This window comes from Pseudonocardia sp. ICBG601 (genome assembly GCF_020496245.1).
In genome coordinates, this window is sequence record NZ_JAHLJA010000164.1 from 13,245 (window position 1) to 39,053 (window position 25,809).

Sequence of the window (25,809 nt, forward strand, 5' to 3'; positions counted from 1 at the left end):
CGCGACGACCGCGGCCCGGTGCTCGAACGACGTGCGGGTCGTGGCGACCGAGTGGGCGAGGTCGGCCGGTCGGACCGACGGCTCGTCGCCGAGCAGCTCCAGGAGCGCGGCGGCCTGGGCGCGCAGCGCACCGGCGTCGCGGGCCGAGAGCACCAGCGGGACCTCGCGCCCGTCGGCCTCGGGTCCGTCGATCTCGGGGGCGCCGGTCTCGGTACCGCCGAGCGGGGTGGCGGCGAGCAGGCCCGGTCCCTGCTCCAGCACGGTGTGCGCGTTGGTGCCGGACAGCCCGAACGACGAGACCGCGGCCCGGCGCGGGCCGGTGGTCTCCGGCCACTCCTGGGGCCGCTGCGGCAGCGTGATCGTCCCGGACGACCAGTCGACGTGGGTGGTCGGAGTGGCCGCGTGCAGGGTCGGCGGCACGATGCCGTGCTGCATCGCCAGCACCATCTTGATCACGCCGGCGACGCCGGAGGCCATCTGGGTGTGGCCGATGTGGACTTCACCGAGCCGAGCACCAGCGGGGCCCGCCCGGCGCGCTCGCCGTAGGTGCTCTGCAGGGCCCGCATCTCGATCGGGTCGCCGAGCGCCGTTCCGGTGCCGTGCCCCTCCACGACGTCGACGTCGGCGGGGGTCAGACCCGCCTCGCCCAGCGCGGCGGTGATCACCCGCTGCTGCGCGGGACCGCTGGGGGCGGTGAGCCCGTTGGAAGCGCCGTCCTGGTTGATCGCGCTGCCGCGGACCACCGCGAGGATCGGGTGCCCGTGGCGTTCCGCCTCCGAACGGCGGGTCAGCAGCAGCATGCCGACCCCCTCGGCGAGGGTCATGCCGTCGGCGTCGTCGGAGTAGGCCTTGCAGCGGCCGTCGGCGGCGAGTGCGCGCTGCCTGCTGAACCCGACGAACGCGCCGGGGGTGGCCATCACGCTGACACCGCCCGCGAGGGCCATCGTGGACTCGCCGTCGCGCAGCGAGCGGCAGGCCAGGTGCAGCGCCACCAGCGAGGAGGAGCAGGCCGTGTCCAGGGTGACCGCCGGGCCCTCCAGGCCGAGCAGGTAGCTCACCCGCCCGGACAGGATCGACGACAGAGTGCCGGTGACGAGGTGGCCCTCGGCGCCGTCGGACGGGTCGCCGCCGGAGGCACCGGCGCGGACGTTGTCGTAGTCCTGGTAGCTGGCCCCGACGAAGGTGCCGACCCGGGTCCCGCGCAGGCTGGACGGGTCGATCCCGGCGCGTTCGACGGTCTCCCACACGGTCTCCAGGACCAGGCGCTGCTGCGGGTCCATCGCGAGTGCCTCGCGCGGGGAGATCCCGAAGAACGCGGCGTCGAAGTCGGCGACCCCGGAGAGGAACCCGCCCCGCACCGAGTAGGTGCTGCCCGCGGCGTCGGGGTCGTCGTCGAACAGGGCCGCGGCGTCCCAGCCACGGTCGGCGGGGAAGGTGTCGATGGCGTCGCCGCCGTCCACCATGAGCTGCCAGAGGTCGTCGGGCGAGGTGACCCCGCCCGGATAGCGGCACCCCATCCCGACGACGACGATCGGGTCGTCGGCCAGGTCGGCGCGCGCCGCGGGGCGCGGCACGACGGGCCCGGCGGCCCCGGTGCCGCCGCCGAGCTCGCCGTCGAGGAAGCGGGCCAGCGCGACCGGGTCCGGGTGGTCGAACACCATCGTGGTCGGCAGGGTGAGTCCGGTGGCGGCGACGAGCCGGTTGCGCAGGTCGACGGCGGTGAGCGAGTCGAACCCGACGTCGCGGAACGCCCGGCCCTCGGCGAGCTCGTCCGGTCCGCCGAGGCCGAGCACGGCGGCGGCGGTGGTCCGGACCAGGTCCAGTAGGGCGCGGTCGCGGTCGGCGGGGGTGAGCTCGCGCAGCCTGCGGGCCAGCCCGGCGTCGCCGCCCGCGGCGGGGTCGGCGGCGGCCAGCGCGGCGACCTCGGGGACCTCGTCGAACAGCGTCGTCGGCCGCGCCGCGGTGAACACCGGGTGGTAGCGGCGCCAGTCGATGTCGGCCAGCGTCAGATCGGCCTCGCCGGTCTCGACGGCCCGCTGCATCGCGTCCAGCGACAGGCGGGCGTCCATGAACACCAGGCCGCTGCCGGTGATCTGCTCGGGGTCGATCCGGCCGAGTCCGAGGTCGTCGGACCAGATGCCCCAGGACAGCGCCGTCGCGGCCAGGCCGCGGGCCCGGCGGTGGCGGGCGAGCGCGGACAGGTAGGCGTTGGCCCCCACGTAGGCGGCGTGGTGGCCGCTGCCCCAGGCACCGGAGATCGAGGAGACAGGACCAGCTCGGCGACGTCGTCGCCGAGCAGCCGGTCCAGGTTCGCCGCGCCGGTGACCTTGGCGTGCAGCACCCGCTCCACCTGTGCGGGATCGGTCTCGGCGATGCTGCCGAGCTCGATGACCGCGGCGGTGTGCAGCACGGTGTGCACGGTGCGCCCGGCCGCGGCCAGGTCGTCGAGGACGGCGGAGAGCGCGTCGAGGTCGGTGATGTCGCAGGACCGGATCTCGACGTCGGCGCCCAGCCCGGTCAGGTCCGCGGCGAGCTCGGCGGCGCCGGGGGCATCGGGTCCGCGCCTGCTGAGCAGCACCAGGTGCTCGGCGCCCTGGTGTGCCGCCCACCGGGCGACGTGCGGGCCGAGCGTGCCGGTGCCGCCGGTGATCACGGTGGTGCCGTCGAACGACCACGGGCGCGGCCGGTCGTCGCGGGCGGCGGCGCGCTCGATCCGGCGGGCCAGCGCCCCGGACGCGCGGATCGCGAGCTGGTCCTCGCCGGTGCCCCCGGCCAGGACCGAGACCAGCCGCTGGGCGGCGCGGCGGTCGAGCTCCGGAGGCAGGTCGACCGTGCCGCCCCAGCTGCGCGGGTGCTCCAGGGCCGCGGTCCAGCCGATCCCGGTCGCGATCGCCCGGACCGGTGCGAGGGCGGGTCGGCCGGGCCGGTGCCGACCGCGCCCCGGGTGAGGGACCAGACCGGGGCCGTGAGCGGGCCGCCGTCCCGGTCGGGGTCGGTCAGCGCCTGGACGAGCGCGAGGGTCCAGGCCGCGCCGAGCGGCAGCGCGGGGGTGGCCGGGGTGGGGGCGTCGACGTCGCCGAGCAGCGACACCACACCCCGGACGCCGGTGCCGTCGGTGGCGGTGCCGTCCCGGGTGCCGTCCTGGGCGGGGTCCTGGGCGGACAGGCCGGCCAGCCGGCCGGCGAGCACCCCCGATCGGCGCAGGCCGCGTCGAGGGCGATGCGGTGCACCGTGGCGCCGTGCCCGCGCAGCGCGGCGGCGACGGCGTCGGCGTGCCCGGGTCGGCGAGCTCCGACGTCGGGTCCGGTTCGACCAGCACCCAGGTGCCGTGCAGCGCCGCGAGCGGGAGCCGCCCGAGCGGGGTCCAGGTGGTGCGGTAGCGCCAGGAGTCGGTGGTGGAACGGTCCCGGCGCCTGCGCCGCCACTCCCCCAGAGCGGGCAGGACCGGTGCGAGCACGGCCTCGTCGACGCCGAGGTCGGCGGTGAGGGCCGGCAGGTCGGCGGCCTCGACGGCGTCCCAGAACGTGTCGTCGGGGGCCCCGTCCTCCCCGCCCGGGCGGGGCGGGAGCACCGGGTCGCTCCAGTACCGCGCGTTCTGGAACGGGTAGGTGGGCAGCCCGATGCGGCGGCCCGTGGCGGCACAGCGACCCCAGTCGACCGGCACACCGCGCACGGCGAGCGCCGCGGCGGAGGTGTAGAGCCGGTCCAGCCCGCCGTCGTCGCGCCGGAGCGTGCCGGTGACCACGGCGCGTGCGCCCGCGGCGGCGACGGTGTCCTCCAGCCCGGCGACGAGGACGGGATGCGCACCGACCTCCACCAGGGCCCGGTGGCCGGCGGTGAGCAGGGTCCGGACGGCCTCCTCCAGCCGGACCGTGCCGCGCAGGTTGCGGTACCAGTAGCCGGAGTCGAGCTCGGCACCGGTGACCCACTCGCCGGTGACGGTGGACAGGAAGGGCACCTGCGGTGCGAGCGGTGTGATCCCGGCCAGCTCGTCGGCGAGCTCGGACCGGATGTCCTCGACGTGCGCCGAGTGCGAGGCGTAGTCCACGGCGATCCGGCGGACCCGGACGCCGTCCGCGCGAGGGCCTCGAGGAGCTCGTCGAGGGCGGCGGAGTCACCGGACACCGCGACCGCGCCGGGCCCGTTCACCGCGGCCAGCGAGAGCCGCTCACCCCACGGCTCGATCCGGGCCGAGACCTGCTCGGCGGGCAGCGCGATCGAGGCGATGCCGCCGCGGCCGGACAGCCGCCGCGCGATCGCGAGGCTGCGCCGGGCGACGACCGCGGCGCCGTCGGCCAGGCTCAGCGCCCGGCCACGCACGCCGCGGCGATCTCGCCCTGGGAGTGTCCGACGACCGCGTCCGGCTCGACGCCGAGGGAGCGCCAGAGGGCCGCCAGCGAGACCATCGCCGCCCAGGACGCGGGCTGCACGACGTCGACCCGGTCCAGGGTCGGGGCGCCGTCGACCTCGCGGAGCACGTCGAGCAGCGACCAGTCGACGTGCGGGGCCAGCGCGGCCGCGCACTCGGCGAGGCGCTCGGCGAAGACCGGGGACTGTTCGGCCAGCCGGGCCCCCATGCCGGCCCACTGGGCACCCTGGCCGGGGAAGACGAACGCGACCGGACCCGCCAGGTCCGCGACCCCGGTCACGACGTCCGCGGCCGCCGGGTCCGCCAGGGCCGCGGCCATCGCGGCGGTGTCGCGACCGACCACCACGGCGCGGTGCTCGAAGGCCGTTCGTGTGGTGGCCAGCGAGAACGCGACGTCCGCTGCGGCCGCGGGGACGGCATCGAGGTGGGCACGCAGCCGCGCCGTCTGGTCGGCGAGCGCCTCCGCGGTCCGCGCCGAGAGGGGCCAGGCGACGACGGGGCCGTCGGTGGCCGGCGGCTCGGTCGCCGTGGGCCCGGTCGCGGTGGGCACGGTCGCGGTGGGCTCGGTGGCCGGCTCCTCGGGAACCTCCTCCAGGACCAGGTGCGCGTTGGTGCCGCTGATGCCGAACGCCGAGACCGCGCAGCGGCGGGGGCGCTCGCCACGCGGCCAGGGCCGCGCCGTGGTGAGCAGCTCCACGGCACCGGCGTCCCAGTCGATGTGCGACGAGGGCGTGCCGGCGTGCAGGGTGCGCGGCAGCAGGCCGGCCCGCAGCGCGAGCACCATCTTCAGCACGCTCGCGACGCCCGCCGCGGACTGGGTGTGCCCGATGTTGGACTTCACCGAGCCCAGCCAGAGCGGCCGCTCCGCGTCGCGGTCGCGGCCGTAGGTGGCGAGCAGCGCCTGGGCCTCCACCGGGTCGCCGAGCGCGGTGCCGGTGCCGTGCGCGTCGACCGCGTCGATCTCGTCGGCGGCGAGCCCGGCCGCGGCCAGCGCGGCCCGGATGACCCGCTGCTGCGACGGCCCGTTCGGGGCGGTGAGCCCGTTGGAGGCACCGTCCTGGTTGACCGCGGAGCCACGGACGACCGCGAGCACCTCGTGGCCGTGGCGGCGGGCGTCGGAGAGCCGTTCGACCAGCACGACGCCGACGCCCTCGGACACGGTCATGCCGTCGGCGTCGTCGGAGAACGCCTTGCACCGGCCGTCGCGGGCCAGCGCGCGCTGCCTGCTGAACGCGATCAGCGGCTTCGGGTTCGGCATGACCGTGACACCGGCGGCGACCGCGAGGTCGGACTCGCCCGACCGCAGTGATGCCACGGCCAGGTGCAGCGCGACCAGCGACGACGAGCAGGCCGTGTCCACCGTGACCGCCGGGCCCTCCAGCCCGAGCACGTAGGACAGCCGCCCGGACAGCACGCTGGGCAGGGTGCCGGTGACCTGGTAGCCCTCCGAGCCCTCCTCGCTGCCGCCGTACTCGGCGTAGCTGGCACCGACGAAGGCGCCGGTACGGGTGCCGCGCAACCCGGCCGGGTCGATCCCGGCCCGCTCGATCGACTCCCAGGTCGTCTGCAGCAGCAGCCGCTGCTGCGGGTCCATCCCGAGCGCCTCGCGCGGGCTGATCCCGAAGAATCCGGGATCGAAGTCGCCCGCCTCCGGCAGGAATCCCCCGGCCAGCGAGTAGGTCGCGCCGGGGGCGTCCGGGTCGGCGTCGAGCAGGGCGGCCACGTCCCACCCGCGGTCGGCCGGGAACTCGGTGATGGCGTCGACGTCGTCGTCGAGCAGGGCCCAGAACTCCTCGGGGGTGCCGGCGCCGCCGGGGAACCGGCAGCTCATCCCGACGATCGCGATCGGCTCGTCGGCCGGGCCCGCGGCGTGGACGGGGGTGTGCGGGGGGCCGTCGACCGCGGGGTCGGTCGCCCCGCCGAGCTCCCCGTCCAGGAACGCGGCGAGCACGGCCGGGGTGGGGTGGTCGAAGACCAGGGTGGCGGGCAGCTCGAGACCGGTGGCGTCGCCCACCGCGCGGCGCAGCTCGACCGCGGTCAGCGAGTCGACACCGAGGTCGCGGAACGGCAGGTCGAGGTCGATGCCCTCCGGGGAGTCGTGTCCGAGCACCGACGCGGCGGCGGCGCGGACCAGCGTGACGATCCTGCGGCGGCGCTCGGCGGGGGCCAGGCCGCGCAGCTCGCCGGCACCGGCACCGGCCGGGGCGGCCGCCACCGGTGTCGTCCGCTCGGCGAGGTCGGCGAGCAGCGGGCTGGGGCGCACCGAGGTGAACACGGGCAGGTAGCGGGCCCAGTCGACGTCGGCGACCGTGACGGTGGTGTCCCCGTCGGCCAGCGCCCGGACGAGCTCGTCGAGGGCCGCGTCCGCCGCGAGCAGGGCCAGTCCGCGTCGGGTGAGGTCGTCGGCGGTGTGCTCGGCGGCCATCCCGATCTCGCCCCACGGTCCCCACGCCACCGAGGTGGCGGTCAGGCCGCGGGCCCGGCGGGACTCGGCGAGGGCGTCGAGGTGTGCGTTGGCGGCCGCGTAGGCCGTCTGCCCGCCGCTGCCCCACACTCCGGCGATCGAGCCGACCAGCAGGAACAGGTCGAGATCGCGGTCACCGAGCAGCTCGTCGAGCAGCTCGGCGCCGGTGGCCTTGGCGGCCAGGACGGCGGCGAGCTCGTCGTCGGAGGTCTCGGCCAGTGCCGTGCGCTGGCCGAGACCGGCGGCGTGCACGACCCCGGTGAGCGGCAGCTCGTCGTCGCCCGCGGAGTCCAGGACGGTGGCGAGCGCGTCGCGGTCGGCCGCGTCGCAGGCGGCGAAGCGGACCTCGGCCCCGCGGGCCTCCAGGTCGGCGCGCAGCTCCTCGGCGCCGGGGGCGTCGGGACCGCGGCGCCCGGTGAGCACCAGCCGCCCGGCACCGAGGTCGGCGAGCCGCCCGGCGATGGCGGCACCCAGGCCACCGGTGCCACCGGTGACCAGGACGGTGCCGTGCACCCGGTACTGCTCGGGCAGCGGACGTCCGGGGCGCCGCGCCAGCCGACGGGCGAGCAGACCGGTGTCGCGGACGGCGAGCTGGTCCTCCCCCAGCCCGGACAGTGCCGACAGCACTCCCGCCGGCACCTCGGTCGGGTCGCCGCCTGCGGGCAGGTCGACGGTGCCGCCCCAGCGGTGCGGCAGTTCCAGGGCGACGGCGCGGCCGAACCCGGCGACGGCCGCCTGGTGCGGCGACCGGGCCAGGTCACCGCCGCCGGTGCCGACGGCCCCGCGGGTGATCGCCCACAGCGGTGCGTCGACCGCGCGGACGGCGGCGACGGTGAGTGCGAGCCCGCCCGAGAGCAGCGGGTGCGCCGACCCGTCGGCGGCGAGCAGCGACACCGCGCCGGTCCAGCGGCCCGACGGTGCGGCGCCGACCCGCTCGGCGAGCACGGCGTGGTCGGTGCAGGAGGCGTCGACCTCGACGAGGTGGACCCGGGCGCCGTGCACGCTCATCGCGTCGCGCAGGGCGGACGGGTCGAGCACGCCGGGGTCCGGCGCGCCGGCGGCCGGGGCGAGCAGCAGCCAGTCGCCGTCGAGCACCGGGCTGTCGGTGACCCGCACCGGGCTCCAGGTGACCCGGTAGCGCCAGCCGTCGAGCTGTGTGCGCCGACGGCTGCCCGAGCGCCACGACGACAGGGCGGGGAGCACCGCGTCGAGCGCGGCGCGGTCGCCGGCGGGCAGCCGCAGCAGGGCGCCGAGGTCCTCGGCGTCGCCGCGGTCGACGGCGTCCCACAGTGCCCCGTCCGCCGCCCCGCCCGCAGTGGTGCCCCGTGCCGGGCCGAGGTCGGCGACCGGCCAGAAGTGGGTGTGCTGGAAGGCGTAGGTGGGCAGTGCGACCCGTCGGGCTCCCGGGTACGGCGCGGCCGGCTCGGTGGCGACGCCGTCGACGTGCAGCCGGGCCAGCGCGGCCAGCGCGCAGAGGTCCTCCTCGCGGCCGGCGCGCAGGACCCCGGTGACGGTGGCCGCGTCGCCGAGCACCGCCCGGACGGCGGGAGCGAGCACGGTGTCCGGTCCCACCTCGACGACGGCGCCGGTGCCGGCGTCGCGCAACGCCGCGACCGCGTCGGCGAACCGCACGGTGGAGCGGACGTGGGCGACCCAGTAGTCCGGCGAGGCCAGGTCGCCCGCCACGGCCGGTGCCCCGGTGACGGTGGAGACCATCTCCAGTGCGGGCTCGGCGAACGTCAGGCCCTCGACGACCCGGCGGAACCCGTCGAGGACGGGCTCCATCAGGGGCGAGTGGAAGGCGTGGCTGACGTCGAGCCGGGTGGTGCGGCGGCCCTGCGCGGCGAACGTGGCGGCGACCCGCTCGGTGGCGTCGGCGGCACCGGAGAGCACGACCGAGGTCGGCCCGTTGACCGCCGCGACCGCGACGCCGTCGGTGAGCGCGGCGCGTGCCTGCTCCTCCGTGGTCTCGACGGCGATCATGGCCCCGCCGTCGGGCAGGGCGTCCAGCAGGCGGCCGCGGGCGGCGACGAGCGCGGCGGCGTCGGCGAGGTCGAGGACCCCGGCGACGTGCGCGTCGGCGATCTCGCCGACCGAGTGCCCGCCGACCCGCGCCGGGCGCACGCCCCAGGAGGTGAGCAGGCGGTAGAGGGCGACCTCGACGGCGAACAGCGCGGGCTGGGCGTAGCGGGTCCGTCCGAGCAGCTCGGCCTCGGCGCTGCCCTCGGCGGCGTGCAGCACCTCGTACAGCGGGCGGTCCAGGTGCGGGTCGAGGGCGGCGACGACCTCGTCGAGGGCGGTGGCGAACGCGGGGAACCGCTCACGCAGCCGCGCCCCGGCGCCGGCGCGTTGGCTGCCCTGTCCGCCGAACAGCACGGCGACCGGTCCTGCGGCCGCGGCCCGTCCGGTGAGGACGCCGGGGTCCGGCTCGCCCGCGGCGAGTGCTGCGAGCCCGCGCAGCACCCCGTCCCGGTCGTCGGCGACGACCGCGGCCCGGTGCTCGAACGCCGACCGGGTGGTGGCCAGCGAGAACGCGACGTCGGCGAGGTCGGCGCCGGGCTGCTGCTCCAGCCGGGCGCGCAGCCGTGCGGCCTGGTCGCGGACGGCGCCCTCGGTGCGCCCGGACACGTGCAGCGCCACGGCGCCGGTGCCGGGGTCGATCACGGTGGGCGCCACGGCGGGGGCCGGCGGCGCCTGCTCCAGCACGATGTGGGCGTTGGTGCCGCTGATCCCGAAGGAGGACACCGCGGCCCGGCGGAGGCGGCCGGCCTCCGGCCAGTCCGTGGGCTCGGTGACCAGGTCGACGGCGCCGGACTCCCAGTCGACGTGCCGCGACGGCGTCCCGACGTGCAGGGTGCGCGGCACCCTGCCGTGCCGCATCGCCTGCACCATCTTGATCACTCCGGCGACACCGGCCGCGGCCTGTGTGTGCCCCAGGTTCGACTTCACCGAGCCGAGCAGCAGCAGGGTGTCCCGGTCCTGCCCGTAGGTGGCGAGCAGCGCCTGGGCCTCGATCGGGTCACCGAGCACCGTGCCGGTGCCGTGGGCCTCGACCACGTCGACGTCGGCGGTGGTCAGCCCGGCCGAACGCAGGGCCTGCCGGATGACGCGCTGCTGCGCCGGGCCGTTCGGCGCCATCAGGCCGTTCGAGGCGCCGTCGGAGTTGACCGCGCTGCCCCGGACCACGGCGAGCACCTCGTGCCCGTTGCGGCGGGCGTCGGACAGCCGCTCCAGGACGACGACGCCGACGCCCTCCGCCCAGCTGACGCCGTCGGCGGCGTCGGAGAACGCCTTGGACCGTCCGTCCGGTGCGAGCCCGCGCTGCCGGGAGAACTCGATCAGCGCGACGGGGGTGGACATGACGGTGACGCCGCCGGCCAGTGCGAGCGAGCACTCCCCCGCCCGCAGTGCCTGCATCGCCCAGTGCATCGCGACCAGCGACGACGAGCAGGCGGTGTCGAGGGTGACGGCCGGGCCCTCCAGCCCGAGGGTGTAGGCGGCGCGGCCGGAGACGATGCTCGGCGAGGTGCCGCTGCCCTGCATCCCCTCGGACGGGGCCGTGCCCGCGCCGTAGTCGCTGTACATGACCCCGGCGAACACCCCGGTCCGGGTGCCGCGCAGGGTGCCGGGGTCGATGCCGGCGTGCTCGACGGCCTCCCAGGAGGCCTCGAGGAGCAGCCGCTGCTGGGCGTCGGTGGCGAGCGCCTCGCGCGGGCTCATGCCGAAGAACGCGGCGTCGAACTCGCAGGCGTCGTGCAGGAACCCGCCGGAACGGGTGTAGGACGTGCCGGGGTGGTCGGGGTCGGGGTGGTAGAGCGCGTCGAGGTCCCAGCCGCGGTCGACCGGCAGTCCGGACACCGCGTCGCGGCCCTCGTCGACCAGCCGCCACAGCTCGTCCGGGCCGCCGACGCCGCCCGGGTACCGGCAGCCCATGCCGACGACGACGATCGGGTCGTCCGCGGTCCGGGCCGCGGTGGTCGCCGGCGTCGGGGTGTCCGCGGTGGCCGCGGCACCGGCGAGCTCGGTGGTGACGTGCCCGGCCAGCACCCGCGGTGTGGGGTGGTCGAAGACCAGGGTGGCGGGCAGCCGCAGTCCGGTCGCGGCACCCAGGGAGTTGCGCAGGTCGACCGCGGTCAGCGAGTCGAACCCGAGCTCGGAGAACGGGCGGTCGGGGTCGATCTCGTCGCCGCCGGTGTGCCCGAGCACCGCGGCCACCCGGCCGCGGACGAGCTCCAGCACCGCGGCGGCACGCTCGTCGCCGGACAGGGCCGCGAGCCGGCGGGCCAGCGAGCGGGAACGTTCGGTGCCCGCGGCGGAGCGGCGGGCCCCGCGGACGAGGCCGCGCAGCAGCGGCGGGACCTCGGGCAGCCCGCGCAGCACCGACAGGTCGAGCGGGAGCGGCAGGACCAGCGGGGCCGGTCCGGGGACGGCGGCGTCGAGCAGGGCCAGCCCCTCCTCGACGGCGACGGCCGGCATCCCGGCCCGGCGCAGCCGCTCGGGCTCGGCTCCGGCGAGCATGCCGGGGCCGTCCCAGGCGCCCCACGCCAGCGACGTCGCGACGAGCCCGGCGGCGCGCCGGTGGGCGGCGAGTCCGTCGAGGAACGCGTTCGCCGCCGCGTAGCCGGCCTGGCCGGGGGTGCCGAGGACACCGGCGGCCGAGGAGAACAGCACGAACGCGGTGAGCTCCCGGTCGGCGGTGAGCTCGTGCAGGTGCCAGGCGGCGTCGGCCTTCGGGGCGAGCACCCCGCTGACGCGTCCGGCGGTCAGTCCGTCGACGACGCCGTCGTCGAGGACACCCGCGGCGTGCACGACCGCGGTGACCGGGTGCGCGTCGAGCAGCGCGGCGACGGCGTCGCGGTCGGTCACGTCGCAGGCCACGACGGCCACGTCCGCGCCGAGTCCGGTCAGCTCGGCGGTGAGCTCCGCCGCGCCGGAGGCGTCCGGGCCGCGGCGCCCGGCGAGCACGAGGCCGCCGACGCCGTGCTCGGTGACCAGGTGCCGGGCGACGAGCGCGCCGAGCCCGCCCGTGCCGCCGGTGACCAGGACGGTGTCGGCCGGAGCCCAGCCGGGGGTGTGGTCCTCGGCCGGGGCGGGCAGCCGGACGAGCCTGCGGGCGTGCACCTCGCCGTCGCGGCAGACGATCTCCGGCTCGTCGACGGCGAGCGCGGCGGGCACCAGGTCGGCGCGTCCGTCGGCGGGGCCGGGGTCGAGCAGGGCGAACCGGCCGGGGTGCTCGGCCTGGGCCGAGCGGACGAGGCCGCGCACCGCGTCGGCGGCGGGCCCGTCGCCGTCCGGGACGACGACGAGCCGGGCGTCGGTGACCGCGTCGCAGGCCAGCCAGTCCTGCAGCAGCGCCAGCACCGCGGCGGTGGCGGCGTGCGCCCCGGCGACCGGGTCGTGGACGTCCCCCGTGGCCACCGGGGCAACGACGACCGGCACACCGGCGGCCTCGGCGGCGGTCGCGACGACCGGGGTCCTCGGGTCCAGCCCGAGCTCCGCGACAGCGGTGGCCGGGCCGAGCAGCGCGGTCTCGGGGACCGGGGTACCCGCGGCCGGGGTGACGACCGTGCTGCCGATGCCGTACAGCGCGCGGGGGCGGGCACCCGGCTCGGGCACGGCGGCGTCGGCGAGCGGGCGCAGCGCCAGGGACTCGACGGTCGCGACCGGCTCGCCGTCGGGGTCGCGGACGTCGATCGCGACCCCGCCCGCGACGGGCGTGAGCCGGGCCCGGACCGCGGTGGCGCCGGAGGCGTGCAGGCTGACGCCCTGCCAGGAGAACGGCAGCCCACCGGTGTGTTCCCCGGGTCCGGCCTCGCCGAGCAGCGCGGTGGCGTGCAGCACGGCGTCGAGCAGCGCGGGGTGGATGCCGAACCCGTCGTGCTCGGTACCGGCGGGCAGCTCCACCACGACGTCGACGCCGGATCCGGCGCCCGCCGCGGGGTCGACGGGCGTCGCGGTGCGCAGTCCGCGGAAGACCGGGCCGTAGCCGAAGCCGTGCCCGGCCAGGCGTTCGTAGAGCTCGGCGCCGTCGACGACGTCCCCGTCCGCCACGCTCCGGTCGGGTCGCGGACCGGGCCCGGAGGCACCGGTCGCGAGCAGACCGGTGGCGTGGGTGATCCACGGGTGCTCGTCGTCGTCGGCCGGGCGCGAGTGGATCCGCACCTCGCGGACCCCGTCCGGGTCGGCGTCGCCGACCCACATCTGCACCTGGACGGCACCACGCTCGGGCAGCACCAGCGGGGTGGAGAGGGTGAGCTCCTCGACGCGGTCGCACCCCGCCTCGTCGGCGGCCCGGACGGCGAGCTCCAGGAACGCGGTGCCCGGCAGCAGGACGGTGCCGTGCACGACGTGGTCGGCGAGCCACGGGTGGCTGTCGACCGACAGCCGCCCGGTGAGCAGGGTCCCGCCGGCCCCGGCGAGCGACACGACGGCGGACAGCAGCGGGTGCCCGCTGGCGCCCTGCCCGGCGGCGCGGAGGTCACCCGCGCCGGACGGACGGCGCGGCCAGTAGCGCCGGCGCCGGAAGGCGTAGGTCGGCAGCGTGGTGCGGCGCGCACCGGTGCCGGCGAACCAGGCGGCCCAGTCGACGCCGACGCCGCGCAGGTGCAGCCCGGCGGCGGCGGCCGCGGCGGTGACGGTCTCGTCGTGCCCGGCGCGGAGCACCGGCAGCGCGGTGACGGCCGCGCCGCTGTCGGCGGCGCGGTCGCGGACCATGGGGGTGAGCGCGGCGTCCGGGCCGAGCTCGACGACGACGCCGGTGCCGTGCTCGATCAGCCAGCCGACGGTGTCGGCGAACCGCACCGTGTCGCGGACCTGGCGGACCCAGTGCTCCGGCGAGCCGAGCTCGTCGAGGGTGGCCTGGGTGCCGGTCACCGACGACACGACGGGGACGAGCGGCTCGCGGACGGTCAGCCCGGCGACGACCTCGCGGAACTCGGCCAGCACCGGGTCGGCGTGGTGGGAGTGGAAGGCGTGCGAGACGCGCAGCCGGGTCGTGCGGTGGCCGTCGCCGGCGAGCCGCGCGGCGGCCTCGGCGACGGCGTCGGCGTCGCCGGACAGCACGACCGACCGGGTGCCGTTGACCGCGGCCAGCGCCACCTGCTCGCCGAGCAGGCCGGCGACCTCCTCCTCGCCCGCGTCGACGGCGACCATCGCCCCGCCGTCGGGCATGCCCGCCATGAGCCTGCCGCGCGCCGTGACCAGTGCGGCGGCGTCGGGCAGGTCGAGGACCCCGGCGACGTGTGCGGCGGCGATCTCGCCGACCGAGTGGCCGGCGACGGCGTCGGGGACGACCCCCCAGGACCGGACCAGCCGGTACAGCGCGACCTCGACCGCGAACAGCGCGGGCTGGGCGTAGGCGGTGGCGTCGAGCGCGTCGGGGTCCTCGCCCCACAGCACCTCGGTCAGCGGGCGGTCCAGGTGCCGGTCGAGCTCGGCGACGACCTCGGAGAGCGCCTCGGCGAAGACCGGGAAGCGGGCGGCGAGGCGGCGCCCGGCGCCGATCCGCTGGGCGCCCTGGCCGGTGAACACGAACGCGGTGCGGGTGCGCGGCCCGGCGGTGCCGAGCAGCACCGCGGGGTGCGGCTCGCCCGTCGCGATCGCCCGCAGCCCGGCGCGCAGCCGGTCGGGATCCTCGGCGACGACCGCGGCCCGGTGGTCCAGCGCGGCGCGGGTGGTGGCGGCGGAGAAACCCAGGTCGAGCAGCGGGGCGGGCGCGTCCCCGTCGAGTGTGTCGAGCAGCCGCTGTGCCTGGGCCCGCAGCGCCTCGGCGCCGCGCCCGGACAGCAGCACCGGCACCGCGGCGGCGATGTCGGCCACGACCGGGGCGGGTGTCTCCGGGGCGGGGGTCCCACCGTCGTCGCCCGCGGGGTCGGTGTCGGTGGCGGGGGCCGGGTCCGGTGCCTGCTCCACGATCACGTGGGCGTTGGTGCCGGAGAGCCCGAACGACGACACCCCGGCCCGCCGCGGTCGTCCCCGGTCCGGCCAGGCGACCTGCTCGCGGACCAGCTCGACGGCGCCGCTCGACCAGTCCACCTTCGTCGACGGCGTCCGCACGTGCAGCGTCGCGGGGACGACGCCGTGCTGCAGGGCCAGCACCATCTTGATGACACCGGCGACGCCCGCGGCGGCCTGGGTGTGCCCGAGGTTGGACTTGACCGAGCCGAGCAGCAGCGGCTGTTCGCGGCCGCGGCCGTAGGTCGCGAGCAGCGCCTGGGCCTCGATCGGGTCGCCGAGCGCGGTGCCGGTGCCGTGGGCGTCGACGACGTCGACGTCGTCGACGCCCAGCCGCGACTGCGCCAGCGCCTGCGTCAGCACCCGCTGCTGGGACGGTCCGTTCGGCGCGGTCAGCCCGTTCGAGGCCCCGTCGGAGTTCACCGCCGAGCCGCGCAGCACCGCGAGCACGTCGTGGCCGTGCCGCTGGGCGTCGGAGAGGCGTTCCAGGACCAGCACCCCGACGCCCTCGGACCAGCCGGTGCCGTTCGCGTCGTCGTCGAAGGCGCGGCAGAAACCGTCCGCGGCGAGCCCGCCCTGGCGCCCCATCTCGGCGAAGGTGACCGGCCCCGACATGACGGTGACCCCGCCCGCCAGGGCCAACGAGCACTCCCCCGCCCGCAGTGCCTGCGCCGCGAGGTGCAGCGTGACCAGCGACGACGAGCAGGCGGTGTCCACCGTGACGGTCGGCCCGACCAGGCCGAGGACGTAGGAGACCCGGCCGGACAGCACACTGCTCGCCGTCCCGGTCAGCTGGAAGCCTTCGGCCTCCTCCGGACCGATCGGGTACTGCTGACCCATCGCGCCGGCGAAGACACCCGTGTCGCTCCCGCGCAGGGTGCCGGGGTCGATCCCGGCCCGCTCCAGCGCCTCCCAGGTCACCTCCAGCAGCAGCCGCTGCTGCGGGTCCGTGGCGACGGCCTCGCGCGGGGAGATGCCGAAGAAGTCGGCGTCGAAGTCGGGGGCGTCGTAGAGGAAGCCGCCGACGTTCGCGTCCGGGTCGGCCCCCAGGGCGGCCAGGTCCCAGCCGCGGTCGTCGGGGAACGGGCCGATCCCGTGCCCGCCGTCGGACAGCATCCGCCACAGCGCCTCGGGACCGTCCACCCCGCCGGGGTAGCGGCAGCCGATGCCGACGACCGCGATCGGCTCGTGCGCGGCTGCCTCGACGTCCTGCAGCCGCTTGCGGGTGCGTCGCAGATCCGCGCTCGCCCGCTTCAGGTAGTCCCGGAGCTTCTGTTCGTTGTCCATCGCGGGGCACACCCATCTCGAGGTACGGCGGACTCACGCCTGTGCGGCGGTGCCGTGGTCGTCTGTGGACTGCGGGGCGCTCGCCGGCCGCGTTCGGGGGGCGGGGGCGGCGGCCGCGGGCCTGCGCGGATCACCAGGACATGGCGGGTACCAGGTCGCCGTAGCTGTCCTCGCGCCGGAGCTGCGCCAGGTCGGAGTCGACCATCATCCGCATCAGCTCGGGGAACGACGTCACGGGCGTCCAGCCGAGCGCCGCCGTCGCGCGGGTGGTGTCCGCGCACAGCACCTCGACCTCGGCCGGACGCACCAGCGCGGGGTCGACCACGACGTGGTCGCGCCAGTCCAGCCCGACGTGCTCGAAGGCGATGCGCACCGCGTCCCGGACCGAGTGCATGACCCCGGTGCCGATCACCCAGTCGCCCGGCTCGTCCTGCTGCAGCATCGCGTGCATGGCCTGCACGTAGTCCCCGGCGAAGCCCCAGTCGCGGACCGCGTCGAGGTTGCCCAGGTGCAGCTTCTCCTGCCGGCCCGAGGCGATCCTGGCCGTCGCGAGCGAGATCTTGCGCGTCACGAACTCCGTGCCGCGGCGCGGGGACTCGTGGTTGAACAGCATCCCGGACACCGCGTACATGCCGAAGGACTCGCGGTAGTTGCGGGTGATGCAGTGGCCGTACACCTTCGCGACGCCGTACGGGCTGCGCGGGTGGAACACCGTCGACTCCGACTGCGGGGTCTCGGCGGCCTTGCCGAACATCTCCGACGACGACGCCTGGTAGAACCGGATCCCGCCGCCGTCCGAGCCCCGCGACCCGGACAGGCCGCCCACCATCCGGATGGCCTCGAGCATCCGCAGCACGCCCATGCCGTTCACCTCGGTGACCAGCTCGGCCTGCTGCCAGGACATCGGCACGAACGAGATCGCGCCGAGGTTGTAGACCTCGTCGGGCTGCACCCGGTCGACCACCGACACCAGGCTGGCCTGGTCCAGCAGGTCGCCGTACTCGAAGGACAGGTCCGCGGCGAGACGGCTGATGCGGGACTGGCGCGGGTTCGACTGCCCGCGGACCAGACCCCACACGTCGTAGCCCAGCGACAACAGGTACTCGGCGAGGTAGGAACCGTCCTGCCCGGTGATCCCGGTGATCAACGCGCGCCTCGGCATGGGGTCGTCTCCCTCCGACGTGTGGTGGGTGTCCCCCACTCCGGCGGCGACGGTAGGTTCGCGCCGACTAGTGATTCGTCGAGACATGACCGGTGCGCCGCACCGTGCTCTGGGGATTTCCGGGCCGCCGCCGTGGTCGGGTGCACGCGTCCGTTCCCCGCGACTCGCTCGCCGGGCCCGCCGTGCCGGAGAGGGACACCCGTGGTCCGAGATCTCGTCCTGTTCCTGCGCACCGGCCTGCGGCCGTACCGGCTCACCGTCGCCGGGATCGTGCTGCTGCAGCTGGTGCAGACCGCCGCCGTGCTGACCCTGCCCACCCTCGCCGCCGCGGTCATCGACATCGGCATCGTGCGTGGCGACGTCGGGTTCGTCGGCCGCATCGCGGCCGTGATGGCCGGGGTGGCGGTGCTGCAGGTCGTGGCGTCGGTCGCGGCCCAGTGGCTCGCCGCCCGGGTCGCCGCGCAGCTCGGCTACGACCTGCGCACCGCCGTGGTCTCGCGGGTGCTGTCGCTGTCGGCCCAGCAGGTCGGCCGGTTCGGTGTCCCGTCGCTGATCACCCGCTCGGTGAACGACGTCCGGCAGGTGCAGCAGCTGTGTCTGGCCCTGTTCGACGTCGCGGTGACGGCCGTGGTGATGTCCCTGGGCGGGCTGGCGCTGGCGACGGCCCTGGACCCGTGGATCGGGCTGGTGCTGGTGGGGCTCTTCGTGGTGGTGGCGGTGACCATCGGGCGGCTGCTGGTGCAGATGTTCCCGCTCTACGACCGGCTGCAGACCGCGACCGACCGGGTCAACCGGATCCTGCGTGAGCAGATCGCCGGGGTACGGGTGGTCCGGGCGTTCGTGCAGGACCGCCGCGAGCACGCGCGGTTCGCCGGGGCGAACCGCGAGCTCCACGACCCGGGGCTGCGGCTGGGGTACCAGATGGCGACCTTCCCGGCGCTGGTCACCCTGGTGATGAACGTGTTCGCGGTCGGCCTGGTGTGGCTGGGGGCGGGACGGGTCGACGCCGGGCTCATGCCGCTGGGTGTGCTGACGGCGGTCCTGGGCTACCTGGCGCTGATCGTGCTGTCGATGGTCATGACGATCGTCGTCATCACCGGCGCGGCCCGGGCCCGCACCTCGGTCGCCCGGCTGACCGAGGTGCTCGACGCCCCCGTCCCCGAGCAGCCCCGCGTCCCGTCGTTCCCGACGGTCGGGCCGGCCGACGGCGGCCGGGTCGAGCTGCGCGGGGTCGGACACGTCGCCCCGGGTGCCGAACGTCCGATGCTCGACGGTGTCGACCTCACCGTCGCCCCCGGCGAGACGGTCGCGGTGCTCGGCGGCACCGGCAGCGGGAAGAGCACGCTGTTGTCGCTGGTCGTGCGGCTGCTCGATCCGACGTCGGGCAGCGTCCGGGTGGACGACGTCGACGTCCGGGAGATGGATCCCGACGAGCTGGCCCGCCGGGTCGGTCTGGTGCCGCAGACCGCGCAGCTGTTCGCGGGCACCGTCGCCACGAACCTGCGGTTCGGCGCCCCCGCCGCCACCGACGAGCAGCTGTGGGACGCGCTGGCCGCCGTCCGCGCGGACGAGCTGGTGCGGGGCCTCCCGGACGGGCTGGAGTCCGCGGTCTCGCCGGACGGCCGCAACCTCTCCGGTGGACAGCGACAACGGCTCGCGCTGGCCCGCACGCTGCTGCGCAGGCCACGCGTCTACCTGCTCGACGACTGTTTCTCCGCCCTCGACACCACCACCGAACGCGAGGTGCGTGCCGGGCTGGCGGCACGGACCGGCGGCGCGACGGTGCTGCTGGTCACCCAGCGGGTCGCCACCGCGGCCACGGCGGACCGCATCGTCGTCCTCGACGGGGGCCGGATGGTGGCCTGCGGTGACCACGACACGTTGCTGCGCGAGGACCCGGTCTTCGCCGAGATCGTGCGGTCCCAGCAGGCCGTGGCCGAGCCGGTCGTCGGAGGCCTGCGATGAGCGACGGCACGACGGAGGTCACCGCGCAGGACACCGCAAACGGCACAGCGGACGGCACGGCACGGTCCGGGGGCCCGCGCGCGACGGCGAGGCGGGTCGCGGGACTGTTCGCCGCGCACCGCCCCGCGGCCGCACTGATCGTCGGGCTCGGGCTGGTGGCGACGGCGACGAACCTGCTGGGGCCCGTGCTCCTGGGGCGGGCGACCGACCTCGTCGCGGCCGGGCTGATCGGTCGCTCGGTGGGTCCGGACACCACCAAGGAGCAGGTCGTCGCCGGGCTGCGGGCGTCGGGGGACGAGACTCTCGCCCAGGTCGCCGGGACCGTCGACTTCACCCCCGGAGCGGGCGTCGACATGGCCGCCCTCGCCGCGGTCCTGACCGTCGCCGCTGTGCTGTTCGTGGGCTCGGCGCTGCTGGCCCGCTGGCAGGGCCGGGTCGTCGCGCGGGTCGTCCAGCGGATCCTGTTGGACCTGCGCGAACGTCTCGCCCGCAAGATCAGCCGGTTGCCGCTGGCCGAGCTCGACCGCACCCCGCGTGGTGACCTGCTCAGCCGGGTCACCAACGACGTCGACAACCTGCAGCAGTCGCTGCAGCTGGCCGTCGGCCAGCTCTTCGTGACGGTGGCGAACGTCGTCGGGGTGGTCGTGGTGATGGCGGTGCTGTCCCCGACGCTGGCCGCGGTGGTCGTGGTCGCGGTGCCGGTCGCCGCGGTGCTGGCCGCACGGGCGGCGCGCCGCGCGCAGCCCCGGTTCGCCGAGCTGTGGCAGGCGACCGGCGCGGTCACCACGCACGTGGAGCAGGCCTACGGCGGGCACGCCCTGGTCAGCTCGATGCGCCGCCAGCAGGCCGTCGCCGAGGAGTTCGACCGCCACAACCGGGCGCTGCGGGAGGCGGAGCGACGCGCCCAGGCCGTGACCGGCACGATCGAGCCGAGCACCCGCTTCGTGACCGACCTGGCCTACGTCCTGGTCGTCGTCGTGGGCGCCCTGCAGGTCACCGCGGGTGCGATGACGATCGGCGGCGTCCAGGCGTTCACCCAGCTCGTGATGATCTTCAGCAGGCCGGTGGTGAGCCTGGCCGGGTTCTCCGCGCAGATCCAGTCCGGACTGGCCTCGGCCGAGCGGGTGTTCGCGCTGCTCGACGCCCCCGAGCAGTCCGCCGACCCGGTCGACCCGGCCCGGCCGGCGACGGTGCGGGGGCTGGTCGAGTTCGACCGGGTGGGCTTCCGCTACCGACCCGACACGCCGCTGATCGAGGACCTGTCCCTGCGGGTGGAGCCCGGCTGCACGGTGGCGGTCGTCGGTGCGACCGGTGCCGGGAAGACGACGCTGGGCAACCTGCTGCTGCGCTTCCACGAACCGCACGCCGGGCGGGTTCTGCTCGACGGCGTCGACGTCGCGACGATGGCCCGTGACGAGCTGCGGCGCATGATCGGCGTCGTGCCGCAGGAGCCGTGGCTGTTCGGCGGCACGATCGCCGAGAACATCGCCTACGGCCGTCCGGACGCGAGCCGCGAGGAGGTCGTGGCGGCGGCGCGGGCCACCTGCGTCGACGAGATGGTGCGCCGGCTCCCCGACGGCTACGACACCGTCGTCGACGTCGACCGGCCCGGCGTCAGCGCCGGTGAGCGCCAGCTGATCACGCTGGCCCGGGCGTACCTGAGCGACCCGGCGGTACTGCTGCTCGACGAGGCGACCAGCTCCATCGACACCCGCACCGAGGTGCTGGTGCAGGAGGCGATGGCGGCGGTGCGACGCGGCCGTACCGGGTTCGTCATCGCGCACCGGCTGTCCACCGTGCGCGCCGCGGACCTGATCGTCGTCATGGACGCCGGACGGATCCTCGAGCGCGGCTCGCACTCCGAGCTCCTCGCCCGGGGCGGGGCCTACGCCCGGCTGCACGCCGCCGGGACGACCGCCGACGACGCATCTGGGGTTTTGCCCGCTGCTGCCGGGGTTGACTCCGGGCGAGGGGACGGCGCGCAGATCCGGACCCCGTGAGGCGGTACCCGCACCCGCGAAGGGACGAGATGACCACGAGCACCGAGAGCCGACCGGCCGGCGACCCGATCCCGGACGACGGCACGACGCCCTGGATCCGCCGCTACCACCCCACCCGGTCCGCGACCCGGCGGCTCGTGTGCTTCCCGCACGCCGGCGGGTCGGCCAGCTACTTCCACCCGGTCTCCGCCCGGTTCCCCGACGACGACGTGGTCGCGCTGCAGTACCCGGGGCGGCAGGACCGCCGGCACGAGCCGTGTGTCACCGACATCGACGAGCTCGCCGACCTGATCGCCGCCGAGCTGTCGCGGCTCTCGTCGCTGCCCACGGTGTTCTTCGGGCACAGCATGGGGGCGACGCTGGCCTTCGAGACCGCCTGGCGGCTCGAACGCGACGGTGCGGGCCCCGGCGCGGTGGTGGTCTCCGGCCGCCGGGGACCGACCACGAGCCGTGACGAGGCCGTGCACGAGCTCGACGACGACGGTGTCCTCGCCGAGATCACGCTGCTCGACGGCACCGACTCCGCGGTGCTCGCCGACGACGAGGTCCTCCGGATGTCGCTGCCCGCGATCCGGGGCGACTACACGGCGATCGAGGGCTACCGCTGGACCCCCGGCCGGACGCTGTCCTGCCCGCTGGTGTCGCTCACCGGGGACGCCGACCCGCGCACCACCGTCGAGGAGGCCGCGGCGTGGTCGGAGGTGGCCACCGGGGGCTTCCGCTCCCGGGTGTTCCCCGGCGGGCACTTCTTCATCGCCGCGCAGGCGGCCGCGGTCCAGGCCGAGCTCGCCCGCGAGCTGGACGGCGTGGCCCGGTGAGCCGGCCGGCCGCCGTCGCGCTGTGGGTGCTGCAGGTGGTGCTCGCGCTGGTGTTCGTGGGCTCGGCGTTCGGGAAGCTCACCGGCGACCCGGCGATCGTGGCGGTCTTCGACGCGCTCGGTCCCCTGGCCTGGCTCCGCTACCCGGTCGCGGTGGCGGAGATCGTCGGCGCGGTCGGGCTGCTCGTCCCGGCGACGACGGCACTCGCCGCCGCCGCGCTCACCCTGCTGATGCTCGGCGCGGTGTCGGTGCACCTGTTCGTCGCGGGTGGGTCCGTGGTCCCCGCACTGGTCGTGCTGGTGCTGTGCGCGGTGACGCTCGTCGGCCGCCGGAAGGATCTCCAGCGTCCGGTGACCGCCGGGCGGACGGGACCCGCCGGCGAACGGTCCTGACCCGCTTCGCCGGGGCCCGCCCCGAGCCCTTGCCCTCCTCCGCCGCGCCCGGAACCGTCACCGGAGACGACCCCGGAACCGACCTGCAGGAGGAGACCCGATGACCGCCGTCCAGGAGCCGCGCACCAGCGCGAGCCACCCGCTGGCCCCGACCACGGAGGCCGAGGTCACCGCCGTCCGCGAGGTCCTCGTCGCGGCCGGGCTGCTCACCGAGCACGTCCGCTTCGCGTTCTTCGCCCCCGAGGAGCCGCCCAAGTCCGAGGTCCTCGCCCACTCCGACGGCGCCGACGTCGACCGCAGCTTCCGCGCGGTGCTGCTGGACCTGGGCACCGGCCGCTCCCACGACACGGTCGTCTCGGCCACCCGGTGCGAGCTGGTCTCCTGCCGGGAGCTGGAGCCCGAGCGGGAGGGGCAGCCGCCGATCATCGACTCGGAGTTCGAGTTCATCGAGGACGTCCTGAACGCCTCGCCGGACTGGCTCGCCGCGCTGGAGCAGCGCGGGCTGGAGCCCGCCTCGGTGCGCGCGGTGCCGCTCTCGGCCGGCGTCTACGACATCCCCGGCGAGAAGGGCCGCCGGCTCGCGCGCGCCTTCGGGTTCCGTCAGGACCACGAGGCCGACCACGCCTGGGCGCACCCCGTCGACGGGCTCGTCGCCTACGTCGACCTGACCGCCCGCACGGTCGACCGGGTGATCGACACCGGCGTCGTGCCGGTGCCCGCGACCAGCGGGAACTTCGACGATCCTGCCGTGCAGGGCGAGCACATGACCTCGCTGCGGCCGATCGAGATCACCCAGCCCGAGGGCCGCTCGTTCACCGTGGAGGACGGTCGCGTCCGCTGGGGCAAGTGGGACCTGCGCGTCGGGTTCAACGAGCGCGAGGGCCTGACCCTGCACCAGATCGCCTTCGACGACCGTCCGATCTGCTACCGCGCCTCGGTCGCGGAGATGGTCGTGCCCTACGCCGACCCGGCGCCGGTGCGGTTCTGGCAGAACTACTTCGACTGCGGCGAGTACATGTTCGCCCGCTACGCCGACTCCCTGCAGCTGGGCTGCGACTGCCTCGGCGACATCCACTACCTCGACGCGGTGGTCGCCGACGACCTCGGCAACCCGCGCACGATCACCAACGCCATCTGCCTGCACGAGGAGGACCACGGCGTCCTCTGGAAGCACACCGACATCTTCACCGGCGCCCGCGAGGTGCGCCGCCAGCGCCGCCTGGTGATCTCGTTCTTCACCCCGATCGGCAACTACGACTACGGCTTCTACTGGTACCTCTACCTCGACGGCACCATCGAGCTGGAGTGCAAGGCGACCGGCATCGTGTTCACCTCCGGCACGCCGGGCGAGTACGCCACCGAGGTCGCCCCGGGCCTGGGTGCGCCGTTCCACCAGCATCTGTTCTCGGCGCGGCTGGACATGACCGTGGACGGCACCGCGAACGCCGTCGAGGAGGTCGAGGCGGTCCGTGTGCCGATGGGCGAGGGCAACCCCCACGGCAACGCGTTCGCCCGGTCGGCGACCCGGCTGACCCGCGAGTCCCACGCCCAGCGGGACGCCGACCCGGGGTCGGGGCGGGTCTAGCACGTCGTCAACACCGAGAAGACCAACGCGCTGGGACGCCCGGTCGGCTACGTCCTGCACCCGCACGGGCAGCCCACGCTGCTGGCGGACCCGGCCTCGTCGATCCACGCGCGGGCGACGTTCGCCGCGAAGGCGCTGTGGGTGACCCGCTACGACCCGGCGCAGCGCTACCCGGCCGGTGACTTCGTCAACCAGAACCCGGGTGGGGACGGGCTGCCGTCCTGGGTGGCCGCGGACCGCGACCTCGACGGCCAGGACGTCGTGCTGTGGCACACCTTCGGGCTGACCCACTTCCCGCGCCCGGAGGACTGGCCGGTCATGCCGGTCGACCACACCGGCTTCGTGCTCAAGCCGGCCGGGTTCTTCGACCGCAACCCCACCCTCGACGTCCCGCCGGCGCCGACGAGCTGCCACTGACCGCCCCCTCCCGGCCGGCGCCGCCCAGGTCGTCCCGCCGCCGCACGGGTTCCGTCCCGTGCGGCGGCCCCGGCACCCGTGCGGCGCCCGCGGGTGCCCGACGACGGGCGGGGTGTGACGACGGCGCCGGGCCGGGCGGGGCGCAGCGGTGGCGGACTAGGGTCGGTCCCGACCGCTCCACCCCGTCGCACCAGGAGGAACCCCGTGGCTCTCGCCGCCGGTGACCAGATCCCCGACGTCACCCTGATGACCCCGTCCGCCGAGGGGCCGAAGCCCGTGCAGAGCGCCTCGGTGCTCGGCACCGGCACCGTCGTGCTGTTCGGTGTGCCCGGCGCGTTCACCCCGGCCTGCTCCGACACCCACCTGCCCGGCTTCGTCCTGCGCCGCGACGAGCTCAAGGCCAAGGGCGTCGACACCGTGGCCTGCACCTCGGTCAACGACGCGTTCGTCCTGGAGGCCTGGGCCGAGTCCCGCGGCGCCGGCGACGCGGTGCTCATGCTCGCCGACGGCAACGGCGACTTCGCCAAGACCGCCGGCCTGGACATGGACGGCTCGTCGTTCGGGCTCGGCACCCGCTCGAAGCGCTACGCCGCGATCGTCACCGACGGCGTCGTGCGCTGGATCGGTGTCGAGGACGTCCCGTCCTCGGTGGACGTCTCCGGCGTCGAGTCCGTGCTCGCGCAGCTCTGAGGTTCCGGGCCGACCGGCACGCGGGCCTACACTGGCCCGCGTGCCGAAGGTCCTGGGCTCGCTCGCCACGCACCGCGAGCAGGTCCGTGAGCGCGTGTTCGACGCGCTGCGTGTGCAGCTCTACGAGCGCGGCTTCGACACGGTGACCCTGTCCGGGGTCGCCTCGGCCGCCGGTGTGGGGCGTTCGGCGCTCTACAACCACTTCCCCGACCGCCAGGCCCTGCTCGTCGCCTTCGTCGAGCACGAGGCGCAGCGCTACGTCGCCGATCTCGACGCCGCGCTGGCCGATGCGCCGGGCCCGCGCGAACGACTCGCCACCTTCGCCCGGCTCCAGCTGCGCCGCCTCGCCGAGTTCCACCTCCCGCCCGGCCAGGCACTGGCCGGCGCGCTCGACCCGGCCGCCTACCGCCGGATCGCCGCGCACGCCGACCCCATCGGGGACCGGCTGGTCGCGGTGCTGCGCGAGGGCGCGGCCGCGGGCTGCATGGTCGAGGACGACCCCCGGGTGCTCGCCGCCGTCGTCGCCGGGGCGCTGTCGAGCAGGCGGATCGTCGACGTCGACCCGGCCGAGCTCGACGCCACGGTGGAGACCGCGGTCGCGGCCGTGCTGCGAGCGGTCTCGACGGTTGCGCGCGACTGAGGCTAGCCTTACTCGTGTTCGCGCCCTAGCATCGTGATCTGACACGGTGTCAGATCCGGCGCCGTGC

Annotated in this window: 8 protein-coding genes and 3 pseudogenes; 7 read left to right on the top strand and 4 right to left on the bottom strand. The window is 76.0% G+C overall.

The window, feature by feature from the left end; translation table 11 throughout:
- Positions 1-39 precede the first annotated feature (39 nt).
- The 4 genes and pseudogenes from KPL57_RS73165 to KPL57_RS55465 all read right to left on the bottom strand — a co-directional run.
- A pseudogene (locus KPL57_RS73165) lies at positions 40-2,219 on the bottom strand (ketoacyl-synthetase C-terminal extension domain-containing protein); the annotation flags it as partial.
- 113 nt (positions 2,220-2,332) lie between these two features.
- Positions 2,333-4,048 (bottom strand): annotated as a pseudogene (locus KPL57_RS73170) (SDR family NAD(P)-dependent oxidoreductase); the annotation flags it as partial.
- Between the two features lie 253 nt (positions 4,049-4,301).
- Positions 4,302-16,085, bottom strand: a complete 11,784-nt coding sequence (locus KPL57_RS68290) for a type I polyketide synthase (protein WP_374203934.1) — start codon at positions 16,083-16,085, stop codon at positions 4,302-4,304.
- Positions 16,086-16,203: 118 nt separating this feature from the next.
- On the bottom strand, positions 16,204-17,235 hold the full coding sequence (locus tag KPL57_RS55465) for a GDP-mannose 4,6-dehydratase (RefSeq protein ID WP_020627527.1): 1,032 nt from the start codon (positions 17,233-17,235) through the stop codon (positions 16,204-16,206).
- A 201-nt stretch (positions 17,236-17,436) separates the two neighbouring features.
- Here KPL57_RS55465 and KPL57_RS55470 point away from each other — a divergent pair, with 201 nt between their 5' ends.
- From KPL57_RS55470 to KPL57_RS55500, 7 genes and pseudogenes are all read left to right on the top strand, one after another.
- On the top strand, positions 17,437-19,200 hold the full coding sequence (locus tag KPL57_RS55470; protein ID WP_226358277.1) for an ABC transporter ATP-binding protein: 1,764 nt from the start codon (positions 17,437-17,439) through the stop codon (positions 19,198-19,200).
- Entirely contained in the window at positions 19,197-21,200 is a 2,004-nt protein-coding gene (locus tag KPL57_RS55475; RefSeq protein WP_226358278.1) for an ABC transporter ATP-binding protein, read from the top strand. The genes KPL57_RS55470 and KPL57_RS55475 overlap by 4 nt, the downstream gene beginning before the upstream one ends.
- Before the next feature lie 29 nt (positions 21,201-21,229).
- Complete coding sequence (locus KPL57_RS55480) at positions 21,230-22,018, top strand: thioesterase II family protein (RefSeq protein ID WP_083695834.1); 789 nt, start codon at positions 21,230-21,232, stop codon at positions 22,016-22,018.
- A complete protein-coding gene (locus tag KPL57_RS55485) occupies positions 22,015-22,410 on the top strand; it encodes a DoxX family protein (protein WP_226358279.1) in 396 nt (131 codons plus the stop codon). Before KPL57_RS55480 ends, KPL57_RS55485 begins: the two co-directional genes overlap by 4 nt.
- A 100-nt stretch (positions 22,411-22,510) precedes the next feature.
- Positions 22,511-24,412, top strand: a pseudogene (locus tag KPL57_RS55490) (primary-amine oxidase).
- Between the two features lie 204 nt (positions 24,413-24,616).
- A complete protein-coding gene (locus KPL57_RS55495; protein ID WP_060712110.1) occupies positions 24,617-25,102 on the top strand; it encodes a peroxiredoxin in 486 nt (161 codons plus the stop codon).
- 40 nt (positions 25,103-25,142) lie between these two features.
- A complete protein-coding gene (locus KPL57_RS55500; protein WP_226358280.1) occupies positions 25,143-25,742 on the top strand; it encodes a TetR/AcrR family transcriptional regulator in 600 nt (199 codons plus the stop codon).
- Positions 25,743-25,809 lie beyond the last annotated feature (67 nt).

Coding starts and splice junctions, on each gene's coding strand:
- KPL57_RS55465 (WP_020627527.1), bottom strand. CDS start 17,235: ATGCCGAGGCGCGCGTTGATCACCGGGATCACCGGGCAGGACGGTTCC.
- KPL57_RS55475 (WP_226358278.1), top strand. CDS start 19,197: ATGAGCGACGGCACGACGGAGGTCACCGCGCAGGACACCGCAAACGGC.
- KPL57_RS55480 (WP_083695834.1), top strand. CDS start 21,230: ATGACCACGAGCACCGAGAGCCGACCGGCCGGCGACCCGATCCCGGAC.